Consider the following 21,624-nt stretch of genomic DNA (forward strand, 5'->3'; position numbering starts at 1 on the left):
CAGGGCCGATGTCTCCTGCGAGATCAAGGGCCGTTCCGATGCGCTCGGAACGCTGCGGGCATCCCGAGACGCGCGTGTCGGCGAGGCCGGTGCCGCACATCGGCGGATGCAGGCCCGTCACGCCCGAGCAAGGTTACTGAAATGGCATCTGGTCGCAGGCTCTCCGAACGCTGGTTCACGCTCGTGCTCTGGCTGGTGGCGTTCCTCTTCGCCTGGTTCCTGATCGGCCTCGGCTCCCTCGTGGTCGGCGACCTCCCCCAGGTCGAGCATCGCTACAGCCTCGACCAGTTCCTCGATGCCGATCAGGCGCGCCCGGCCGCGGAGGCCCTGCGGGAGATCAGGCGCGAGCAGGCGGACAGCCGCCGCCGGGCCGAACAGGACCAGCTTGCCCTTGCGGCCGCGCGCGCCGCGTCCGAGGCCGCGCAGGAAACCTTCGCCAACTGGCTGAAGACCCGCGACGCCACGCAGCGGGTCGACCAGGATCCCGGACTGATTGCCCGCACGCAGCAGCTCGACACCCTCAAGAGTGCGGAGCGCGCCATCGAGGCGCGCCTGGAGGAGCGGGCGAGCGCACAGCTTGCCCTCTCGGAGCGCGAAGACGCCCAGGAGCGGGTCGAGACGGAACTGCGCGCAACGGCTCAGGCGAAGCTCGATGCGGCCGAGCGGGAGCAGGAGCTGCGCGTGTTCGGCTATCGGCTCGCCCTCACGCTCCCGCTGCTCGCCCTGGCCGGATGGCTGCTGCTGAAGCGGCGGCGCACGCGCAACTGGCCCTTCGTCTGGGGCTTTGCCTTCGCGGCCGCCTTCGCCTTCTTCGTCGAGCTCGTTCCCTACCTGCCGAGCTACGGCGGCTACGTGCAATACGGCGTCGGGGTCATCCTGACCCTCGTCGTCGGCCGCGCCGCGATCAACGCGCTGCAGGCCTACAACGCGCGCCAGAAGGCGGCCGAGGCGCGGCCGAACGAGGAGCGCCGAACGGAGATCGCGACCGACCAGGCTCTGCTGCGGCTCGCCAAGAAGGTCTGTCCCGGCTGCGAACGGCCGATCGATCTCACCAATGCGGAGGCGAACTTCTGCCCGCATTGCGGCATCGGGATCTTCGAGCGTTGCCCGGCCTGCACCCGTCGCAAGAGCACGTTCGAGCGCTTCTGCTACGCCTGTGGCACGCCCGCCGCAGGACCCGCCTGAGCGGGATCCGGCGCTGGGCACGCCCCGACCCGAGAGACACTCTCGAACCGAGAGGCTTTCGAACCGCGACGCTTCCGAACCGCGACGCTTCCGAAACGCAGCTCCGTTCCGGCCGCGAAATCCGCGCGCGACAGCGAGGGAATCGGGACCCGTCCGTCCACGTCACGACCGTGTTGCGAAGCGTCCGGGCGCGAGGCGCTTGGCAGGGCCTTCCGCCAGCGTGCCGGAGGGTCCGCCCGGCACGGACCGCTCCGCCCTATGGGGCCACGGGATCGAAGCGCTCGATGAAGCGCACGCCCTGCCAGAGTTCCACGGCGTGCTCGTTGCGCATGCCCTGGGCCACCACGAGCGCCGCGTCGTCGCTCTGGGCATCGAACTTGGTGATGAGCAGCACGCTGCCGCGCGGGCAAACCATCATCACCAAGTAGCAACCATCAATGATCTCGTCGCTGACGGCAAGAAATCCATCAGCGCGAGCAGCCTGCTCAGCCGCCATGTCCCGCCCCTCCGAAGTCGAGGCACAGAGATGCATGGGCCACCTAACGCGCCATTACCGCGACAAGGTGAAACTTAGCAGTAGCGTCGTGCCGTGGCCACGCATCTACCACTGGGTACGGTGCGGAGGTATTCAGATTTCCGCGAGCACGATGCCCATTTCGCGTGCAGGAACCGTGCGGCTCCGGTGCATCAAGACCTTTGACGCAGGGGCTCGGGCTTGTTCCCATCGGGTAAAATCTCGGTGAGATGGTCGTGCACCATGCCGGCGGTGAAAGGCTTACCGATAAAGACGGCTCCCTCGGGCATTTCATCCGGACCCGGCTGCACGTGCCCGGAGGCCACCACGATGGAAATGTGGGGCCAGCAGCGTGCGGTTTCCCGGGCGACGGCAAAGCCGTTGCGCGTACCGGGCATCTGAACGTCGGTGAACAGCAGCACCACCTGTTCGAACTTGTCCGCCAGCAAGGCGATGGCTGTGTCGCCATCGCAGGCCTCGAAGGTCAGAAATCCGGCGTCTTCGAGGATGTCGGCGATGTCCATGCGGATCAGGCCATCATCATCCACGATGAGCGCGTAGCGGGCGGAGGCGTCTGGAGGTTGGCTCATGCCCGTGCAATTTGCTCTATGATAAGGAGGTTCAGGGTTACCAACGTGGGAAGGCGCTCCGCGTTCATTGCATCGGAGCGGCTTCCACAGGCGGGCCGTTTCCGCCCCGGGCGGGGCCGTTCCGGAGAAAGGACCGGCAGCACCCCATCGGGCGATGCGCCGATGGGCAGGAACGCGGACCCCGCCGGCGCGGGCTCTCCTCAGCAAGCCGGGCCAGCATGGCCCTCCTGGACCAAGGCTCCCCTGGACCAAGACTCCGCCGGATCAAGACCACCTTGGAAGAAGACGCCGGCAGCATCGCGAAACGGTTCGGCCACGGGGGAGCCGTGTTCCAGTGCGCGGGTCTCGCCGCCGGTCGATCCGACCCCGTCCCGGACACCCGTGATCGCCGCTCCCGCCGCTCGGCCGGTGGGCCGCGCACCGGGTTTCGTCGGAGACACCATCCGGGCCGTCGCGGCGGATCGCGTCGCGCGCGGCATCCGGGTGGGATACAGCTCGTCCACCCGAAGAAACCGCCAGACCGCGATCCTCTCAGGCCCGACGATGGATTGCCCGCAATGCGGAGCAGAGCCCCCTTGTCCAGAACACCCGTGTCCCCAACACCCTTGCCGAAGACGTCTCCGGCGCCCCCTCCGGCAACAGCCGCCGGACCGACCCTGCCGGGCAACGTCGCCCTCGGCCTGACCCAGATCGTCCTGTGGGGCGGCTCGTTCTTCCTGTTGGCCGTGCTGGCCGATCCCATCGTCCAGTCCACGGGCTGGCCGCAGGGCATGGTGGTGGGTGCCCTATCACTCGCGATCCTGATCTCCGGGGTCCTCTCACCCTGGATCGGCCGGATGATCCGGCGTCATGGCGGCCGGACCGTCCTGGTCGCCGGATCCCTGGTCATCGCCGCGGGCCAGATCCTGATGGCGGTCTCCCCGAACCTGCCGATCTTCCTCCTCGCCTGGGCCGTCATCGGCGCGGGCATGGCGGCGGCCCTCTACGATCCGCTCTTCGCCGCCATCGGGCAGGCCTACGGTGCCTCGGCCCGCCGGGCGATGACCCAGATCGCCATCGCGTCGGGCTTTGCCATCACCGTGTGCTGGCCCGCGACGCGTTTCCTCGTCGTCCAGGTCGGATGGCGCGGCACCTGCGTCGTCTACGCCGTGCTCGCGGTCCTGGTGGTGGCGCCGCTCTTCGCCTGGGCCCTCCCCCGCCGGGAGCGGAGCGCTGCCGTCCTCCCTCCGCCCGCCGTGGGCGCGACGCCGCTCGCGAAACCCACCGGGCCGGCTCGCCTGCCGGGCGAGCACCTCCTCGCCGTGACGTTCACGAGCGCGGCGGTCATCATGACGGCGGTCTCGGTGCAACTCCTGCTGCTGTTGCAGGCCAAGGGCGTCTCCGCCGGTGCGGCCGTGGCCCTGAGCGCGCTCATCGGGCCGTCCCAGGTCGGAGCCCGCATCCTCGAACTCGTCTTCGGGCGTCGCGCCCATCCGGCCTGGGCGCTCCTCGTGTCGAGCGGGAGCGTCGGGCTCGGCCTCCTGATCCTGGCCACGGCGCCGAGTTTCGCCTGGCTCGCCATCGTCCTCTACGGGGCGGGCAACGGCATGCGGACCGTGGTGCGGGGAACCCTCCCCCTCACCCTCTACGGCCAGGACGACTACGCGGCCGTCATGGGCCGGCTCGCGCGCCTGCCCCTTCTCGGGCAGGCGGCGACGCCCCTGGCCTGCGGCTACCTCACGGACTGGTTCGGCCTCGACGTCCTCCTCGACCTGATGCTCGGCATCGCGGTGGTGAATGGAATCCTCTCGGTGATCGTCGCCCGGCGGGCGATCCGGTCGGCGACGGCCTGAGGGGTGGACCGCGAAACGGGGCGATCGAAGCCCCCCCGGGCGTGTCGGGCCGCCCCGGCGCGGGTCTCACCCGCTCCATGCGGGCTCCGGCGCCAGCGCGCGTGCCGTCGCGGCCGAGGCCGTTCTGTACGGGAGGTGGATGCCGATGAAGTTTTGATACGCCTTGGAAAGGTAAATGAAATTTCAAATCAAACACAAGAATTGCGCTACTGAGGGGAATAGAATGTATTAACTCGACGGATACAACGCTTGCATCAGGTCAATTCAGATCAGGGTGCGAGGACGGGATGGGCGCGGTCATTGTCGACGCGAAGGATTGGAAGGCAGGCAGCCCGATCTATTATCTGATGGGGCTCGGCAACGACGTTTACGACGTTCTGAATGCCGGTTCGGGCTACTCCTACGACACCAACGCCTCCTACGCGTTGACCTCCACCGACAACAACACGCTGCGCTTCGAGGTCCGCTCGGGCGACAGCAACTGGTACGACAAGCAGCGGAACGGCGCCGAGCGCTCCGAGGTGTCCAGCCGCGAGCTGATCAAGCAGGGCGTTCCGGCCGAGATCTCCTACAAGTTCACCCTGGAGCCCGGCGCGGCGAACACCGCCAAGGGCTGGCTCGCCTTCGGCCAGCTGATCCAGGATGCCACCGACGGCCAGGCCGGCGCGCCTCCCGGCATGTCGATCAACATGGTCGGCGAGAAGATGTCCGTGATGGTGCGCTATCGCGACGCCAGCGGGACGATCGTCGAGAAGGCGGTCTACCTCGACACCCAGGACATCCAGCGCGGCCACACCTACGACATCGACATCAAGGCGGTGTTCGACCCCACCGGCGCCGGCCGGCTCGTGGTCGTGCGCGACGGCCAGGTCATCGCCGACTACACCGGCCCGATGGGCTACGCCGACACCAAGGGCGTCTACTGGAAGGAGGGCATCTACCGCTCGCCCGCCGCCGAGACGATCGCCGCCACCTATTCCGACCTGCAGATCAACATCGGCGACATGGTCGACATGCCCAAGGCGGGCGCGGCCTATGTCGCGGCGGCGGCGGCGCCGACCCTCGCCCTCGTCACCGGCGCCGTGGCCAAGGACGGGACCGTCGGCGCCACCTTCAAGGGCAGCGCGCCGGCCGGCGCGATCGTCAAGATCTACGACGGTTCACAGCTCGTCGCCCAGGGCGTCAGCGGCGCCGACGGGACCTACGTCATCAAGGTCGCGGGCGTCACCGCAGGCAGCAACGTCTTCACCGCCACCGCCACCGACGCCGCGGGCCACCTGAGCAAGGTGTCGGCGGAGGTCGTGGTCGAGGTCGGCACCTCGGCGGACATCCTCGGGCGCATCGATGCGATCGCGGCCAAGGCGGACCTGGCGGGCGTCTACCTGACGGACAAGCACGTCTTCACGGTGTCCTCGCTCGCCCAGATGCAGAGCATGAACGCCCTCGACAAGGAGGTGCTCGCCAAGATCGACGGCGGATACCAGTTCCAGTTCTGGAGTGGCACGGCCGACAACCGGACCCTCTCGCGCTACGACGCCGGCGGCACGCTGGTCAGCAGCTACACGGCCCTGACCAAGGACGGGGTTCTCCTGCGCGAGACCTTCGTCGATGCGAGCGATGCGGCCAGCTACGCACGCGAAGTCTACCAGTACGGCATCACCGGCAAGAGCTACACGACCATCTACCAGGCCTACGACAAGGCCGGGAACGTCGTGCTCACGACCCGCAGCCACGCGGACGGGACCCCGGACTACTGGTCCAAGGTCGATGCCAGCGGAACGCTGACCAAGGTCTACGACGCCGCCGGCAAGCTCAAGTCCACCAATCTCGCCGGCAGCGACGGCGTCACGGTGGTCAGCAACTACAACACCGCCGGCGATGTCACGAACAAGACCACCACCTACGCCGACAAGTCGACCGACACGCAGGTCTTCACCAACGGTGTCCTGACGAACGAGTTCGTGACCCACGCCGCCGGCAGCCTGGTCATGAAGGAGAACTTTACCTACAACATCGCCGGCCAGTCCTACGTCACCCTGCACCAGAGCTACTCGGCCACGAACCAGCTCCTGACCGAGTTCAAGACCCGGGCGGACGGCTCGTTCGACACCATCACCTGGCTGGCCACGGACGGCTCGACCCGCACCCGCATCTACGACACCGCCCAGCGCCTCGCCTCCGAGAAGATCGTGCTGGCCGACAAGTCGAACGACGTGAAGACCTTCGTCGGCGGCGTGCAGACCCGGGAGGTCATCACCCACGCCGACGGCACCAAGGAGGCCTGGGACTTCGGGATCTCCGGCAAGACCTACGGCAGCATCCACCGCTGGTACGATGCCTCGGGCAAGCAGACGAAGCTCGAATACGTGGCCGACACCTGGGTCGACACCAAGTTCGCCCCGGCCCTCGGCCTCGGCAGCGAGCCGGCGCCGACCCTGGCCATGGTGCAGGGCGGTGCCCATGCGGGCATCGGCCCCGTGATGGGCCCGGCGCCGACGGCGGCGACCCAGATGGTCGGCGGGGCCCTGGTGGCGGTGCTGAAGGGCGAGGCCCTCGCGGGCTCGGCCGTGATGATCTACGACAACGGTCAGCTCATCGGCACGACGACGGCCGCGGCCAACGGCACCTACAGCTTCAAGACGGCCGGCCTGGCGGCCGGTCCGCACAAGCTCAGCGCCTCGACCCTGACCGAGGCCGGCCTCATGAGCCAGAACTCCGACAGCGTCTCCGCCTTCGTCATGACCAGCGCGGAGTTCGTGAAGCAGATCGGGACGATCGGCGCCACGGCCGGGCTGGCCGGCGTCTGGCTCACGGACAGCCATGTCCTCACCGTGCCGGCCGGGCGCGTGGCCCAGTACGTCGAGCGCTACGGCGCCGCCCTCAAGGCGATCAAGGGGGACGGCTACAGCTTCGAAGTGAAGAGCGGCACGCCCGACAACCAGACCGTCTCGTCCTACGATGCCGCCGGCACCCTGCAGGACGTGGTGACGCGCTCCTACAAGGACGGCAGCCTCACCAAGGAGGTGGTCGTCCACAGCGGGGCCGACGCGGCCTATGCCCGCGAAGTGCACCAGTACGGGGTCACCGGGAAGAGCTACGTCGAGACCTACCAGGGCTACGACAAGGCCGGAAACCTCGTGCTCTCGACCCGCAGCCACGCCGACGGCACCCTGGACTACCAGGCGGTGCGCGACGCGGACGGCACCACGACGACGCGCTCCTTCGACGCCAAGGGCGTCCTGGCCTCGACCACCGTCGCCGGCACCGACGGCAGCGCGAAGACCGTCACGGTCGACGCCGCCGGCCACGTCACCGCGGTCACCGAGGTCCACGCCGACAAGTCGGCGGTGGCGACGGTCTATGACGGCGCGGCGGTCACGTCGCAGACGGTCACCCATGCCCCGGGCGACGTCCTCGGCAAGGAGGTGTTCCAGTACGGCCTCAAGGGGCTCGCCTACACCGCCACCCACGCGTCCTACGATGCGGCCGGGAAGCTCGTCGCGATCGAGCGGACCGACGCCGACGGGCACCTCGTCTCGACGCTCAAGACCGGCGCCGACGGCTCGACGACCACGGAGAGCTACGTCGGCGGCGTGCTGGACGAGCAGATCATCAAGTACGCGCCCGGCGCGTCGATCGCCAAGATGGTGTTCGACTTCACGCCGCAGGACGCGACGCACGCCTCGCTGGGGACGGCCTTCGACGCCGCCGGGCGCACCCTCTACGCCGATGCGATGCACCGCGACGGCAGTCACGACGTGACGGTCCTGGCCCGCGGCGTGACGGTGGGGTCCTCCCCGTCGGACGACCACTTCACCAGCGCCGGCGCCGACACCTTCGTCTTCAAGGGCGGGTTCGGCCACGACACGATCTCGGGCTTCAACGCCGGCACGGGCTCGCTGCACGACGTGCTCCAGTTCGATGCGGGCGCCTTCCAGCACGACAACCCGATCTGGTCGGCGCGGGACGTCGGCAACGACGTGGTGCTGACCACGATCGCCCACGACACCGTGACGCTCCTCGGTGTCCAGAAGGACCAGCTCGTGATGAACGACTTCCACATCGTCTGAGGCGCTGCGGCCCGGCTCAGGGGGCTATCGCGAGGCCGGCCTGCCCGGCCTCCGGCCCCGGACCAGACGGCCCGCCCGGCCCAGGGGCGGGCCGAATGCCGTTGCCCTCCCCGACGCCCTCGGCGCCCAGCCTTGCGCCGGGAGCAGCCCGCGCCGGGGACCAAGACCGCGCAAGGAATCAAGGCCGCCGGCACGCGCCGGTCCGACGCGCGGACTCGCCCCGAGCCGGCGATCCCCGGATCTCGGCGCAGGCCGCGGCAGTCCCGGCCGGGGATGCGCTTCGAAGCGTGCGCTCGGGAGTGCTCGCGGCGCCCCGCACATGCGGCTTACGGGCGGGTGCCCGGACCGCCGCAACCCGCGCCAGGCGTGGACGGATCCAGCGCTCGCGGATCGAACGCCCCGCGCGCCGCCCGTCCCGGAGCGGATCGTCTCTCGCGGCGCACGCCCACCCGCGAACATCCGCCATCGTCCCGGCCACCGCCCGCGCAGGCGTCCGGGACGATCGCGCCGGATCCAGGCGGAACACGGGAGGGACCGCCGCGCCCCGGACGGACCCGACCCGACCTGCCCCGACCCGACGCCGCCCGTGGCCACGAGCCCGGCGACACGACCGGACGGCAGGGGCGAGCCCGCCGGTGTCCGGCCGGGCGAGGCCAGGCGCTGCGGCACGGTCCCGCCTCGGGCGGGTCCGGGAGATGGACCGTTCGGGTCTCACGCCCTGCGCGTCGGCTCCAGGCGTTCCAGGCGTTCCAAGTGTCCCAAGCGTTCCAAGCGTCCCGGGTCGCCCGGCTGCGGAGCCGTCGACGGACCGGGGCGCGTCGCGGCCGCGTCGGGCCGGATCACCCGAAGGGCAACGCAGGCGAGCACGGCCAGGGCCAGCCCGAGCCCGAGGGGCAGGCTCGTCAGGTCGGCGACGACCCGCGGCAGGGCGAACAGGGGCGTGGCACACAGGAGGGCCCGCTCCGGCCAGCCCAGGCCCCCGGCCTCCCGGGCCGCCAGGACGAGGAACAGGGTCGCGGGCACCAGGGGCGCGAGGTCGTAGACCGGCACGTAGGGCGAGAGCAGCGGCACCGCGGCGAGCAGGGCGGCGGAACGCAGGGGCGCCGGCGTCGGCCGGCGCCAGCTCCGGAGGGCGAGGGCCAGCGCCGCTAGGGCGACGAGGCCCTGGAAGGCCCAGGCGGCGGCCATCGCGCCGCCCGCGAGCCGCACCGCGCCGAAGGCGCTGACGTTGATGTCGAGGCCCGCCCCGGCGTCCCGGAGGATGATCTGGTTCGTGGTGCCGAGGGTCTGCAGGAAGCCGATCCAGGCGGCCGGGCCGAACGCCGCCAGGGAGGCGGCGACCAGGGCGAGCATGGTGGCGAGGCAGGCGCCCAGGCAGGCCCGGCGGCCCGTGGCCAGGAGCAGGAGCGGCGCCAGCACGGCGAAGTGCGGCTTGTAGCAGAGCAGGCCGAAGCACAGCCCCGCCAGCCAGGGGCGCCGGTCCACCCAGGTCGCGCCCAGCGTCAGGAACCCGGCGGTGAACAGGCCGTTCTGGCCGTAGACGAGGGTGCAGAAGACGAGCGGATGCGCGAGCGCGATCCAGGCGCCGTCGCGGTGCCCGGCCGCGATCCGCATCGCGAAGGCGAACACGCCGACAGACAGCGTGGTCCAGAGCCAGAAGGCGGCTTGCGGCTCCCACACCGCCAGGGCGGCGGCCGGCAGCAGGAACACCGGCGGGTAGTGCCAGGCGAAGCGGCAATCCGGCCCGAACGCGGCCTTGAGGTTCGCGAGATGCACGGGCAGGTCGTAGGGCTCCCCGGCGCGGCCCTCCAGCGCCGCCCGGCCGGCGACCCAGATCTGGCTGAAATCCACGCCGAGCCCGTCGCCCTGCCAGTTGCGCCGCGGCGTGGGGCCGGTGCCGTACAGCACGGCAACGACGCCGAGGGTCAGCGGCACGAGGATCAGGGCGGCGCGCCGGGCGAAGGCGAGCAGGCGCGCATCGGAGCTCACCAGGGCCACGAACTCGGCGCGCCCTGCGCCGAGGGGCGAAACCGCGGCTCTGCGCCGTCCCGTCATGGCCATTCGGATCCCACGCACCAGGCCCGCTCCGGGGGACCGGGGGCCACGCGGACGGCCCCGGCCCGGGCGGCCGGAGTCTGCGTCCGCCCCGATCAGTAAGGCCGGAAGCGCTTAACAAACCGCGCCCTGCCCCCGGGAACGCGGTCAGTGCGACGTGTCGGACGCGTCCGACGCGACGTCGCCGCGCGGACGGTCGGCGTCCGGTCCGCCGGGGTCCGGGACCGGCCGATGACGCGCGGGGCCTGCCGCCGGCTCCGGATCGCGCGGCTCCGGCCCGCGCGCGCAGGACGAGGCCCGATCCAGGCCGGCCGCCGAATCACCGGCCATGCCGCTGTCCGGACCCGTGGCCACACCCGTGGCCAGACCTCTGGCCAGGAGGCTCACCGCCAGGACGGCGAGGAGGAGGCCCGCGGCCCGGTTCATCCGGTTCAGGGTGCGGCTGGTCAGGCCGCGCCGGAACAGCGCGACCGCCGTGTTGAGGGTGATCCACCAGCCGAACGACCCCAGGAACACGCCCGCCGCCAGGAGCGGGAGCGGGGCGCTGCCCGGGACCGGCAGGGCCGGCAGGGCGGCCAGGAACAGGACGGGGGTGATCGGGTTCGCCAGGGCGAGCCCGATGGCGCTGCCGTAGCTGGCCACCAGGCTGCGGTGCCCCGCGCCCGGCAGGCCCAGGACCGCGACGCGGCGCAGGATCCGGATGGCGACGGCCAGCAGCACCGCCCCCGAGACGAGGGAGGGCAGGGCCGCGTTCGACCAGGCCGCCGGCAAGCCGGCGCCCCAGCCTGTCGCCAGGGTTCCGTAGGTCAGGTGGACCGTCGCGACGCCGAGCCCGGTGGCGAGGCCGGTGGGCAGGCCGCCCGCGAGCGTGCGCTGGATGCAGAGCAGGCTCGTCGGGCCGATGGGGGCGGCGATGGACAGGCCCAGGCTCGCGCCGGTCAGCAGGGCGGTGACGAGGACGCCCATGGCGCCCGCGGCGGGGCGCCTAATCGTCCTCCGCGCGGTCGAGGGGGACGATGTCCGCGCGGGGCGCGACGGGGGCGCGGCTCGCCTCCGGGCACCCGATCTGAGCCCGCTCCAGGGCCGAGGAGGCCTGGGCGCAGGCGAGATCGGGCAAGTCGTTGAGTTCGTCCGCCCAGGTCACCGTGCAGGACAGGATGATGATGACGCCGGCGCATAAGATCTTCATGGCTGGATCCTCCGAAACACCGATAGTCTAGGCAGGCCGGGAGGCCGGGCATCCACCGGACGGCGGATGGCGTGGCCGCCGCCGCTCCGGTCGGCGCGGACCCCGCACGGCGCGCGCGTCCCATCGGGAAAGGCCTGTCTCGCCAGGGGCTTGCCGCCGTTCCGGACGCCGGCCGGATCCCGCCCGCCATGGCCGCGGCCCTGTACGGAGGGCGCCGCCGACGTCCCCGTGCCCCCGTCGGGCCGGCGACATCCCCCATTCGGAGGATACCGCTGCCGGTTTTGGACTGATATTGGTCTTATCAAGATCAGACAGATCACTGATGGGGCGGGCCGGTGCGGGAAGCTCTAATCGACCGGATCTACGAGGCGGCCGGCACGCCGGAACTTTGGCCGGACGTGCTCCAATGCTTCGGCGAGACCGCGCATTCCGATGGCGGCGTGCTGATGGTGCTGCCGCCCGCGGGCACGCCGCGCTGGATCGCCTCCCCCGCCCTCGAGCGCCGCCTGCGGCATCACACCGACGCCGCGACCGGGCGCGGCAGCGGGCGCACGGCGCAGTGGCGCGCCCTCGCCCATGGCAGCTTCGTCCGCGACGTCGACCTGCTGCCGGGCTCCTACGACGGCCGGGCCTGCCGGGTCGACGAACCGTTCTGGCAGGTGGGCACGACGATCCCCCTCCCCACCGGCGACGTGGCGATCGTCACGGCCGAGCGCCGGGCCGAGTCGGGTCCGCACGAGGCCGGCCTCCTGCCGCGCCTCGACGCCCTGCGGCCGCATCTCGTCCGCGCCTGCCAGCTCAGCGCGCAATTCGGCTCCGAGCGCGCCCGCACCACCACCACGGCCCTCAGCCGGATCGGGCTGCCGGCGGCGGTCCTGTCGGCCTCGGGCCGGGTCCTGACCATGAATGCCCGCCTGCAGGAGCGGGACGAGGTCCTGCCCTCGGGCCAGCACGGCGGCCTGCTGTTCAAGAGCCTGGCCAACAGTAAGCTCCTGCAGGACGCGATCGCCAACGTGGTCGCCGGCCGGCGCACGGCCCAGATTATGCCGGTGCGCAGCTACGCCGACCACCGCGCCCACATCGCCCATATCCTGCGCTTCGACCGGCACCCCGGCGACGTCTTCGACGCCTCGGCGGTGCTGCTCATCCTGGTGGAGGTCGGCGTCCGGGCGGCGCCGGATGACGGCCTCCTCCACCTGCTGTTCGACCTGACCCCGGCGGAGGCGCGCCTGCTCCAGGCCCTGGCCGGGGGCCTGCGCCTGCAGACCTATGCGGAGAGCGTCGGCGTGCAGACCAGCACGGTGCGGACCCAGCTCACCTCGATCTTCAACAAGACGGGGACCAAGCGGCAGGCGGAGCTCCTCAGCATCGTCGCCTCGCTCTCGCTGTTCAGCGGGCCGTCGGTCCCGTGCTGAGGCCGGCACCGGGGGAGGCGGCGTCCGGGAAGGCGTCCAAGAAGGCGTCCAAGAAGGCGTCCAGGGCGGCGGCGGTCGGGAAGGCGTCGAAGGCTCCGAACTGACCGGTGGCCAGCGCCCCGCAGGCCGCCGCGCGTCGCAGGGCGGCATCGAGGGGGGCCTTCGCCAGCAGGGCCGCCATCAGGCCGGCCGCGAAGGCGTCCCCTGCCCCGACCGTATCGATCGCCGTCACCGCGAAGGCCGGCTGGCGCAGGGGCGGCAGGCCGGGGCGGAACGCGATCGCGCCGCGCTCCCCCAGGGTCACCACGAGGCAGGCCGGGCCGCCGTCGAGGAGGGCGGCGATGGCCGGCGTCGGGGCGCGCGTCCCGGTCCGGATGGCTTCCAGAGTCTCGGCCGTGCCGAGGCCGAGTTCCGCCGCCTCGATCCCGTTGACCACGAGGATCGTGGTGTCGGCCAGGATCGCGGGGTCGAGGGGGCGCATCGGCGACGGGTTGAGCAGGGTGGGCCGGCCCCGCCTCCGGGCCAGGGCGAAGGCCTCGCGGATGGGCGCATCCGGGGATTCGAAGGTCGCCGCCACGAGGTCGGCGGCTTCGACGCGGGCGGCGGCGGCCCGGACATCCGCCGCCGTCAGGGCGAGGTTGGCCCCGAGGCAGACCGCGAGGCAGTTCTCCCCCGCCGGATCGACGAAGGCGACGCCGGCCCCGGTCGAGCCCGCACGCGGCACCAGCATGGTGTCGGGAAAGCCCACCTGCGCGAAGGTCGACCGGACCACCGGGGAGAACACGTCCTCGCCGACGGCGAAGAGCCCGTCCACCCGGACGCCGAGCCGGTGCGCGGCCAGGGCGAGGTTGAAGCCCTTGCCGCCGGGCTCGGCGCGGAAGGCCGAGCCCGCGAGGGATTCGCCCGCCTGCGGCAGCCGCGCGACCTTGACCGAGCAGGCGATCACGAAGCTGCCGATGACGAAGACCCGCATGGAGCACCCCGGGCTGATCCGATATAAGCATCCCTACCGGAGGTCGGTCGGACGTGCGCCCTAGAAATCGGACGATACACGGCGATGTCGCGCCGGATCTCGCGGCCGGTGATCGCCCCTCGGTGCTGTCCCTGCTGCGGCTGCGCGGCGACACCGCCATGCCGCTCTACCGGCAGATCGAGGGCCAGCTGCGCGAGCTGATCCTGTCGGGCTCGCTGCCGCCGGGCGTCATCCTGCCGGCCGAACGACAACTGGCCGACAGTCTCGGGGTCAGCCGCGTCACGGTCCAGCGCGCCTATGCCGAGCTCAGCGACGAGGACCTGCTCGTCCCCCGCGGGCGCTCCGGCTTCCTCGTGCGCCACCGCCCCGAGCCGGTGCGCCCGGGCATGGACCGCCTCAAGGGCTTCACCGAGGAGATGCGGGAGCTCGGCAAGATCCCCTCCTCCCGCATCCTGGAGCGGGCGGTCACCGAGGACCGCTCGATCGCCTCGATCTTCGGCCTGCCCTCCACGGCCCCGTTCCTGCGGCTGACCCGCGTGCGCTCCGGCGACGGCGTGCCGATGTCCCGGGAGGTGGCCTGGTACAACCTCCGGGCCGTGCCCGCCCTGGAGACCGGCGACCTCTCCGGCTCGGTCTACGCCTTCCTCGCCGAGCACCCCGGCGGCCGCCTCGTGCGCTGCGAGCAGACCGTGGAGGCGACGATGCCGAATGCGGCCGAATGCGAGATCTTCGCCTTCGCCCAGCCCCTCCCCTGCCTGCTGATCAAGCGCCACAGCTACAACGGCGACTCGGTGATGATCGAGTATGTCGAGGGCCTGTTCCGCGGCGACGCGTACCGCTACCGCCTGAACCTCAGCACCTGAGGCGCGGGTCCGCGCGGCCGTGCCCGGATCGGCACGCCGGCGCCGCTCCGGAGCCGATCCCCGAGCCCACCGCAGCGATCCGCCGGACGCGGCGGGCCGCGCTGGCGCCTGCGCCGAACCCGCACCGCCGCGGCGTGGATCATCCGCCCGTGCCCGCCCGAAGTCTCTAATCATTTTTCGTTATTCAAAGAACCAAAGGTTTGATTTTCCTCGTTGTCCCGCTGCGGTACGTAAAAATAGACGCAAAAACGGCAGCGTTATCGTCTAATCGCGAATGGTTGTTCTGGAGCCCTGATCTTTACTGCCACTCATCTGGCTCCTCTGAAGCGCGCATCAGGACCTGTTCGCGTCGTTAGATACGCTGTGGTCGTCGTTGTTCGTATCTTTTCTGTCGCAGGGAGACAGGGACGCCATGTATACGATGGACGGTAATCTCGGTGAATGGGCGCCTTCCGATCGTCTCAATCCTGTCGGCAGCGGGCCGACGGATTACGGCCTCTATGGGCACATCGAGGGCGGCGTGGCATCCTTCGCCATCACGGCCCCCGCCGGAACCGCGATCGGGACCTACACCACGCTCTGGCTCGACACCGACGCCAGCGCGGCGACCGGATACACACTCTTCGGCCTCTACGGCGGCTACGATTTCAACATCAACATCGCGCCGGACGGGAAACCCTATCTCTATACAGGGGCCGATGGGGAGAACCTCGTCTCGGGCACACCCCTCGCCTACGCCTACAATGCCGATCGCACGGTGCTGGAATTCAGCCTTCCGACCGCGCAGATCGGTGGGCCGATCAGCCTGAACGTCCTCGCGGACGTCAACAACGCGGTCTTCATTCCCGGCGATTACGCGGCAGGCCCCTACACGATCGCGGAGACCAATCAGCCCGGGGACCTGACCCTGTCCGGCCTGACCAACGGCGATGCGACCGAAGGCACGCCCATCGTGGCGACCCTCAGCGATGCCGATGGCCTGATGCCCGGCGGGACGGTGCTCTACACCTTCCTGGATATCGTCACGAATCAGGTGCTGCAGGCGACCGCGTCCAACAGCTACACGCCGACCTACGGCGACAGCGGCAAGATCATCGCCGTCACGGCCACCTACACCGACGCCCTCGGGCACGCGGACACCGCCTCCGCCTCGGCCGGCACCGTCATCGACGTGGACCGGGCCGGCAGCCTGCTCCTGTCGGGCACGGTGGCGGAAGGCGAGACGGTCAGCGCCAGCCTGTCGGACCCCGACGGGGTCCCGGCCGCGGGGAGCGTGAGCTACGCCTTCCAGCTCGACGGCAGCACGGTCGAGACGAATACCAGCGGCCAGTACACCCTGGGCTACGCCGATGCCGGCAAGGCCCTGTCCGTGGTCGCGAGCTACAACGATGGGCAGAGCCATGCCGGCGTTGCCTCGGCCACGGGCGGCACCGTGGTGGACGTGGATCGCGCCGGCAGCGTCCTGCTCTCGGGCCTCGTCGCGGAAGGCGAGACGGTCAGCGCCAGCCTGTCGGATCCCGACGGCACCCCGGCGCCGGGGGGCGTGAGCTACGCCTTCCGGCTCGACGGCAGCACGGTCGAGACCAACACCTCCGGCCAGTACACCCTCGGCTACGGCGACGGCGGCAAGGCCCTCTCGGTGGTCGCGAGCTACACCGATGGGCAGGGCCATGCCGGCATCGCCTCGGCCGCGGCTGGCGCCGTCACGGACGTGGACCGCGCCGGCAGCCTCCTGTTGTCGGGACCGATGGTGGAAGGCCAGACGGTCAGCGCCAGCCTGTCGGATCCCGACGGGGTCCCGGCCGCCGGTGGGGTGAGCTACGCCTTCCAGCTCGACGGCAGCACCGTCGAGACCAACACCTCCGGCCAGCACACCCTCGGCTACGCCGATTCCGGCAAGCTGCTCTCGGTGGTCGCGAGCTACACCGATGCGCAAGGGCACACGGACATCGCCTCGGCCGCAGTCGGCACCGTCACGGACGTGGACCGGGCCGGAAGCCTGATCCTGGTGGGGTCGATGGCCGAGGGCCAGACCGTCAGTGCCGTCCTGTCGGATCCCGACGGGGTCCCGGCACCCGGCGGGGTGCGCTACGCCTTCCAGCTCGACGGCAGCACGGTGGAGACCAACACCTCCGGCCAGTACACGCTCGGCTATGGCGAGGCCGGCAAGGTCCTCGCGGTGGTTGCCAGCTACACGGATGCGCAGGGGCATGACGGCGTGGTGGCGGCCGCGGGCGGCACCGTCACGGACGCGAACCGAGCCGGTAGCGTCCTGCTGTCGGGCCTCGTCGCGGAGGGCGAGACGGTCAGCGCCAGCCTGTCGGACCCCGATGGGACTCCGGCGCCGGGGAGCGTGACTTACGCCTTCCAGCTCGACGGCAGCACCGTCGAGACCAACACCTCCGGCCAGTACACCCTCGGCTACGCCGATGCCGGCAAAGTGCTCGCGGTGGTCGCGAGCTACACCGATGGACAGGGTCATGCGGACATCGCCTCGGCCGCGGCTGGCGCCGTCACGGACGTGGACCGGGCCGGCAGCCTCCTGCTGTCGGGACTGATGGTGGAAGGCCAGACCGTCAGCGCCAGCCTGTCGGATCCCGATGGGACTCCGGCGCCGGGGAGCGTGAGCTACGCCTTCCAACTCGACGGCAGCACCGTCGAGACGAATACCAGCGGCCAATACACCCTCGGCTATGCGGATGCCGGCAAGCTGCTCTCGGTGGTCGCGAGCTACACGGATGCGCAGGGCCACGCGGACATCGCCTCGGCCGCGGGTGGCGCCGTGGCGGACGTAGACCGGGCCGGCAGCCTGCTCCTGTCCGGCCTGATGGCGGAGGGCCAGACCGTCAGCGCCAGCCTGTCGGATCCCGATGGGACTCCGGCGCCGGGGAGCGTGAGCTACGCATTCCAACTCGATGGCAGCACCGTCGAAACGAATACCAGCGGCCAATACACCCTCGGCTACGCCGATGCCGGCAAGCTGCTCGCGGTGGTCGCCAGCTACACGGATGCGCAGGGCCACGCGGACATCGCCTCGGCCGCGGGGGGCAGCGTGACGGACGTGGACCGCGCCGGCAGTCTCCTGCTCTCGGGCCTCGTCGCGGAGGGCGAGACCGTCAGCGCCAGCCTGTCGGACCCCGACGGGGGCCCGGCGCCGGGTGGGGCGAGCTATGCTTTCCAGCTCGACGGCAGCACGGTCGAGACCAACACGTCCGGCCAGTTCACCCTCGGCTACGCCGATGGCGGCAAGGTCCTCTCCGTGATCGCCAGCTACACCGATGCCCAGGGGCATGACGGCGTGGTCGCGGCCGCGGGCGGGAGCGTGGCGGACGGGGACCGGGCCGGCAGCCTGGTCCTGTCCGGCCTGGTGGCGGAAGGCCAGACCGTCAGCGCCAGCCTGTCGGATCCCGACGGCACCCCGGCGCCGGGTGGGGCGAGCTATGCCTTCCAGCTCGACGGCGCCACCGTCGAGACCAACACGTCCGGCCAGTACACCCTCGGCTATGCCGATGCCGGCAAGGTCCTCTCGGTGATCGCCAGCTACAGCGATGGGCAGGGCCATGCCGGCGTGGTGGCAGCCGCGGGGGGCAGCGTCACGGACGTGGACCGAGCCGGCAGCCTCCTGCTGTCCGGCTTGGTGGTGGAGGGCCAGACGGTGAGCGCCAGCCTGTCGGACCCCGACGGGGGCCCGGCGCCGGGTGGGGCGAGCTATGCTTTCCAGCTCGACGGCAGCACGGTCGAGACCAACACGTCCGGCCAGTTCACCCTCGGCTACGCCGATGGCGGCAAGGCCCTCTCCGTAATCGCCAGCTACACCGATGCCCAGGGGCATGACGGCGTGGTCGCGGCCGCGGGCGGGAGCGTGGCGGACGGGGACCGGGCCGGCAGCCTGATCCTGGCCGGCCTCAGCGAGGGCAAGGCCGTCGAGGGACAGATGCTCACCGCCCGGGTGACGGACGCGGATGGCGACCCGGCCGCCGGCAGCGTGGCCTACGACGTCACGCTCGACGGGATCGTGGTCGAGACGAACACCACCGGTGTCTATACGCCCGGCTACCAGGATGGCGGCAAGTCGCTCACCATCGCTGCGTCCTACACCGATGGCCTGGGCCATGACGGGCGCGCCACCGAGACGATCGGGGCGATCATCGACGTGGGATCGCGCGACTCCGTCACGTTCAACTTCGCCTTCGACGCCTCGCAGGTCCGGATGGACGAGGGACGCGCGTTCCTCATCGATCCGAACGGGCTGTCCCACGACGTCACCGGGATCTACGAGATCAGGTTCACCGATGGGACCATCGTCGAGAACGATGCGAGCCCGCTGGTCGACGACCTGTTCTACTACGGGAGCAACAAGGACGTCTGGCGGGACGGCATGGATGCCGACACGCACTACGCCCAGTTCGGCTGGCAGGAGGGCCGCGATCCGAACGCCGCGTTCTCCACCACGGGCTACCTGGCGGCCAATGCGGATGTCGCGGCCGCCAAGGTGAATCCCCTGACGCATTACGAGACCCAGGGCTGGAAAGAGGGCCGCGATCCGTCGTCGAGCTTCGACAACGAGCTCTACCTCGCCCGGAATCCCGACGTGAAGGCGGACGGCATGAATCCCCTGACCCACTACCTCGCTTTCGGTCAGGCCGAGGGACGCGAGACCTACGACGCCGTGGGCCGCGCCACCGACCTGAACACGCATCCGGGCTTCGACGCGGAATACTATCTGCTGTCCAACCGCGACGTCGCCCAGGCGGCGCTCAAGGCCGGCGGGGACAGCTTCGCCTTCGCGTACCAGCACTACGAGACCAACGGCTGGCACGAGGGCCGCAACCCGAATGCGATCTTCGACACCCAGGCGTACCTGAATGCCTACGCGGACGTCGCCGCGGCCGACATGGATCCGCTGGCGCATTATCACGCGTTCGGCTGGAAGGAAGGGCGCGATCCCTCCGCCGGCTTCCACACCAACGCGTACGAAGCGGCCAACCCGGACGTCGGCGCCGCGCAGATGGACCCGATGCTGCACTACCTGCAGTTCGGCGCGATCGAGGGCCGTTCCCCCTTGGGCTGACGGCCTCGGGCGGCCGGGCGAAACCCGGCCGCGCCCGCGGCGGCGGTTCGGGGCCGGGGGCGGCCGGAGAGCCCGGGCCGCTCGCGCGGCTCCGGCCCTCAGCGCAGGAGGTTCGTCTTCGCCAGGTCGAGCACCGAATCCCCGCGCCCGCTCATCACCGCCCGCAGGACGTAGAGGCTGAAGCCCTTCACCTGCTTGCCGTCGATCTTCGGGGGCATCGAGAGTTCCTGGCGGGCCACCACGCAGTCGAGGAGGGCCGGTCCCGGATGGGCCATCACCTCGCGCACGGCGCCCTCCAGCTCGGCCGGGTCCTCGACCCGGACGGCATGGATGCCGGCGCCGCGGGCCATGGCGGCGAAGTCCGGGTTGTCGAGGGACACGCCGGTCTCGATGTAGCCGGCGGCCTTCATCTCGAGCTCGACGAAGCCGAGGGTGCCGTTGTTGTAGACCACGATCTTCAGGGGCAGCTGCTGCTGGCGCAGGGTGAGGAGGTCGCCCATCAGCATGGTGAAGCCGCCGTCGCCGGAGAGCGAGACCACCTGCCGGTCGGGATAGGCCGATTGCGCGCCGATGCCCTGCGCCATGGCGTTGGCCATCGAGCCGTGAACCCAGGAGCCGATCAGCCGGCGCCGGCCGTTCATCTTGAGGTAGCGCGCCGCCCAGATCGTGGGGGTGCCGACATCGGCCGTGAACACCGTGTCGTCGTCGGCCGCCTCGCTGACGAGCTTGGTCAGGTATTGCGGGTGGATCGGCTGCGGGCCGGATTTGAGGCCGAACCAGCTCCGGGTCGGCGTGACCGTGGCGAGGTCGTCGAGGTCCTCCCGCGCCTTGGCGTAGTGCTTCAGGGCGGCATCGAGATGCTTGCGCTCGGTCTTGACCGTGAGCTTCGGCAGCAGGGCCCGAATGGTGTCGTCCACGTGGCCGACGAGGCCGAGGTCGAGCTTGCACCGGCGCCCGAGCTGGCCCGGGCGGATGTCGACCTGCGCGATTGTGGCGTCCTGCGGGTAGAACTGCCGGTAGGGGAAGTCGGTGCCGAGCATCAGCAGCGTGTCGCAGGACATCATCGCGGCATAGCCCGAGGCGAAGCCGATCAGCCCGGTCATGCCGACGTCGTAGGGGTTGTCGTACTCGACCACGTCCTTGCCGCCGAGCGCATGCACGATCGGGCTCTTCAGGGCCTCGGCCAGCTGGAGCAGCTCGGCATGGGCCCCCGCGCAGCCGCGCCCGCACAGCAGGGTGATCCGCTCGGAGCCGTTCAAGAGGTCGGCGAGCGCGGTGAGCTCGGTCTCGGCCGGCCGCACCACGGGCCTGGGCGGGATCAGCCCCGCATTGGGGGCGACCCCGCGGGTGGGCGCGTCCATCAGGGCGACGTCGCCCGGGATGATCACCACGGCGACGCCGGAGAGGCCGATCGCCGCCCGCATGGCGTTCTCCAATACCTGCGGCAGCTGGGAGGCGTCGCCCACCATCTCGCAGTAGTGGCTGCACTCGCGGAACAGCTCGCCCGGATGCGTCTCCTGGAAGTAGCCCGAACCGATCTCCGACGAGGGAATATGGGCCGCGATCGCCAGCACCGGGGTGCGGGTGCGGTGGCAATCGTAGAGGCCGTTGATCAGGTGGACATGGCCCGGCCCGCAGGACCCGGCGCAGACCGCGAGTTTGCCCGAGAGCTGGCTGTCGGCCCCCGCCGCGAAGGCCGCCACCTCCTCGTGCCGGACATGGACCCAGTCGATGGTGCCCCGGGCCCGCAGCGACTCGGTCAGCGCGTTCAGGCTGTCGCCGACGATGCCGTAGATCCGCTGGACGCCCGCCTGATCCAGGGTGTCGACGATGAGGTCCGCGACGGTGACGATCTTCATGGCGCTCG

General features: G+C 70.7%; 13 protein-coding genes. 6 read left to right on the forward strand and 7 right to left on the reverse strand.

Annotated elements, in window-relative coordinates; genetic code table 11:
• Positions 1-141 precede the first annotated feature (141 nt).
• Positions 142-1,185 (forward strand): double zinc ribbon domain-containing protein, encoded by a 1,044-nt coding sequence (locus AC0IY1_RS20000; protein WP_471771802.1) that lies wholly within the window; start codon positions 142-144, stop codon positions 1,183-1,185.
• A gap of 256 nt (positions 1,186-1,441) precedes the next feature.
• Here the strand turns inward: AC0IY1_RS20000 and AC0IY1_RS20005 are convergent, their stop codons facing one another.
• Both AC0IY1_RS20005 and AC0IY1_RS20010 read right to left on the reverse strand, forming a co-directional pair.
• Positions 1,442-1,681 carry a hypothetical protein gene (locus AC0IY1_RS20005; RefSeq protein WP_103709521.1) on the reverse strand — a complete coding sequence of 80 codons (240 nt, stop codon included), beginning with the start codon at positions 1,679-1,681 and terminating at the stop codon, positions 1,442-1,444.
• Between the two features lie 191 nt (positions 1,682-1,872).
• Positions 1,873-2,289 carry a response regulator gene (locus AC0IY1_RS20010; protein WP_471771804.1) on the reverse strand — a complete coding sequence of 139 codons (417 nt, stop codon included), beginning with the start codon at positions 2,287-2,289 and terminating at the stop codon, positions 1,873-1,875.
• Between the two features lie 605 nt (positions 2,290-2,894).
• Between AC0IY1_RS20010 and AC0IY1_RS20015 the strand changes: the two genes are divergently transcribed.
• Both AC0IY1_RS20015 and AC0IY1_RS20020 read left to right on the forward strand, forming a co-directional pair.
• Positions 2,895-4,121 carry an MFS transporter gene (locus AC0IY1_RS20015; protein WP_471771806.1) on the forward strand — a complete coding sequence of 409 codons (1,227 nt, stop codon included), beginning with the start codon at positions 2,895-2,897 and terminating at the stop codon, positions 4,119-4,121.
• A gap of 287 nt (positions 4,122-4,408) precedes the next feature.
• The gene (locus AC0IY1_RS20020) at positions 4,409-8,191 is read left to right on the forward strand and encodes a heparin lyase I family protein (RefSeq protein ID WP_471771807.1); all 3,783 of its coding nucleotides are present in this window, start codon (positions 4,409-4,411) and stop codon (positions 8,189-8,191) included.
• Between the two features lie 711 nt (positions 8,192-8,902).
• Here the strand turns inward: AC0IY1_RS20020 and AC0IY1_RS20025 are convergent.
• From AC0IY1_RS20025 to AC0IY1_RS20035, 3 genes are all read right to left on the reverse strand, one after another.
• Positions 8,903-10,246, reverse strand: coding sequence for a glycosyltransferase family 87 protein (locus tag AC0IY1_RS20025; protein ID WP_471771808.1), 1,344 nt, complete (start codon positions 10,244-10,246; stop codon positions 8,903-8,905).
• Positions 10,247-10,393: 147 nt separating this feature from the next.
• Positions 10,394-11,212, reverse strand: coding sequence for a LysE family translocator (locus AC0IY1_RS20030; protein WP_471771809.1), 819 nt, complete (start codon positions 11,210-11,212; stop codon positions 10,394-10,396).
• Between the two features lie 19 nt (positions 11,213-11,231).
• Positions 11,232-11,435 carry a hypothetical protein gene (locus AC0IY1_RS20035; RefSeq protein WP_471771810.1) on the reverse strand — a complete coding sequence of 68 codons (204 nt, stop codon included), beginning with the start codon at positions 11,433-11,435 and terminating at the stop codon, positions 11,232-11,234.
• A gap of 335 nt (positions 11,436-11,770) precedes the next feature.
• Between AC0IY1_RS20035 and AC0IY1_RS20040 the strand changes: the two genes are divergently transcribed.
• Positions 11,771-12,850 carry a helix-turn-helix transcriptional regulator gene (locus AC0IY1_RS20040; protein ID WP_471771812.1) on the forward strand — a complete coding sequence of 360 codons (1,080 nt, stop codon included), beginning with the start codon at positions 11,771-11,773 and terminating at the stop codon, positions 12,848-12,850.
• Here the strand turns inward: AC0IY1_RS20040 and AC0IY1_RS20045 are convergent.
• The gene (locus tag AC0IY1_RS20045; RefSeq protein ID WP_471771813.1) at positions 12,825-13,823 is read right to left on the reverse strand and encodes a PfkB family carbohydrate kinase; all 999 of its coding nucleotides are present in this window, start codon (positions 13,821-13,823) and stop codon (positions 12,825-12,827) included. The two genes, AC0IY1_RS20040 and AC0IY1_RS20045, sit on opposite strands and share 26 nt — an antisense overlap.
• Before the next feature lie 158 nt (positions 13,824-13,981).
• Between AC0IY1_RS20045 and AC0IY1_RS20050 the strand changes: the two genes are divergently transcribed.
• Entirely contained in the window at positions 13,982-14,686 is a 705-nt protein-coding gene (locus AC0IY1_RS20050) for a GntR family transcriptional regulator (protein ID WP_244477226.1), read from the forward strand.
• A 412-nt stretch (positions 14,687-15,098) separates the two neighbouring features.
• Entirely contained in the window at positions 15,099-19,757 is a 4,659-nt protein-coding gene (locus tag AC0IY1_RS20055) for a beta strand repeat-containing protein (RefSeq protein WP_471771815.1), read from the forward strand.
• 98 nt (positions 19,758-19,855) lie between these two features.
• Here the strand turns inward: AC0IY1_RS20055 and poxB are convergent, their stop codons facing one another.
• Positions 19,856-21,616, reverse strand: coding sequence for a ubiquinone-dependent pyruvate dehydrogenase (poxB, locus tag AC0IY1_RS20060; RefSeq protein WP_471771817.1), 1,761 nt, complete (start codon positions 21,614-21,616; stop codon positions 19,856-19,858).
• Between the last annotated feature and the right edge of the window lie 8 nt (positions 21,617-21,624).

Source organism: Methylobacterium sp. AC690 (assembly GCF_979256535.1).

What these genes read in the sequence shown, in the direction of transcription:
- AC0IY1_RS20000 (WP_471771802.1), top strand. Translation starts at nt 142, where the DNA reads ATGGCATCTGGTCGCAGGCTCTCCGAACGCTGGTTCACGCTCGTGCTC.
- AC0IY1_RS20005 (WP_103709521.1), bottom strand. Translation starts at nt 1,681, where the DNA reads ATGGCGGCTGAGCAGGCTGCTCGCGCTGATGGATTTCTTGCCGTCAGC.
- AC0IY1_RS20010 (WP_471771804.1), bottom strand. Translation starts at nt 2,289, where the DNA reads ATGAGCCAACCTCCAGACGCCTCCGCCCGCTACGCGCTCATCGTGGAT.
- AC0IY1_RS20020 (WP_471771807.1), top strand. Translation starts at nt 4,409, where the DNA reads ATGGGCGCGGTCATTGTCGACGCGAAGGATTGGAAGGCAGGCAGCCCG.
- AC0IY1_RS20025 (WP_471771808.1), bottom strand. Translation starts at nt 10,246, where the DNA reads ATGACGGGACGGCGCAGAGCCGCGGTTTCGCCCCTCGGCGCAGGGCGC.
- AC0IY1_RS20030 (WP_471771809.1), bottom strand. Translation starts at nt 11,212, where the DNA reads ATGGGCGTCCTCGTCACCGCCCTGCTGACCGGCGCGAGCCTGGGCCTG.
- AC0IY1_RS20035 (WP_471771810.1), bottom strand. Translation starts at nt 11,435, where the DNA reads ATGAAGATCTTATGCGCCGGCGTCATCATCATCCTGTCCTGCACGGTG.
- AC0IY1_RS20045 (WP_471771813.1), bottom strand. Translation starts at nt 13,823, where the DNA reads ATGCGGGTCTTCGTCATCGGCAGCTTCGTGATCGCCTGCTCGGTCAAG.
- AC0IY1_RS20050 (WP_244477226.1), top strand. Translation starts at nt 13,982, where the DNA reads ATGCCGCTCTACCGGCAGATCGAGGGCCAGCTGCGCGAGCTGATCCTG.
- AC0IY1_RS20055 (WP_471771815.1), top strand. Translation starts at nt 15,099, where the DNA reads ATGTATACGATGGACGGTAATCTCGGTGAATGGGCGCCTTCCGATCGT.
- poxB (WP_471771817.1), bottom strand. Translation starts at nt 21,616, where the DNA reads ATGAAGATCGTCACCGTCGCGGACCTCATCGTCGACACCCTGGATCAG.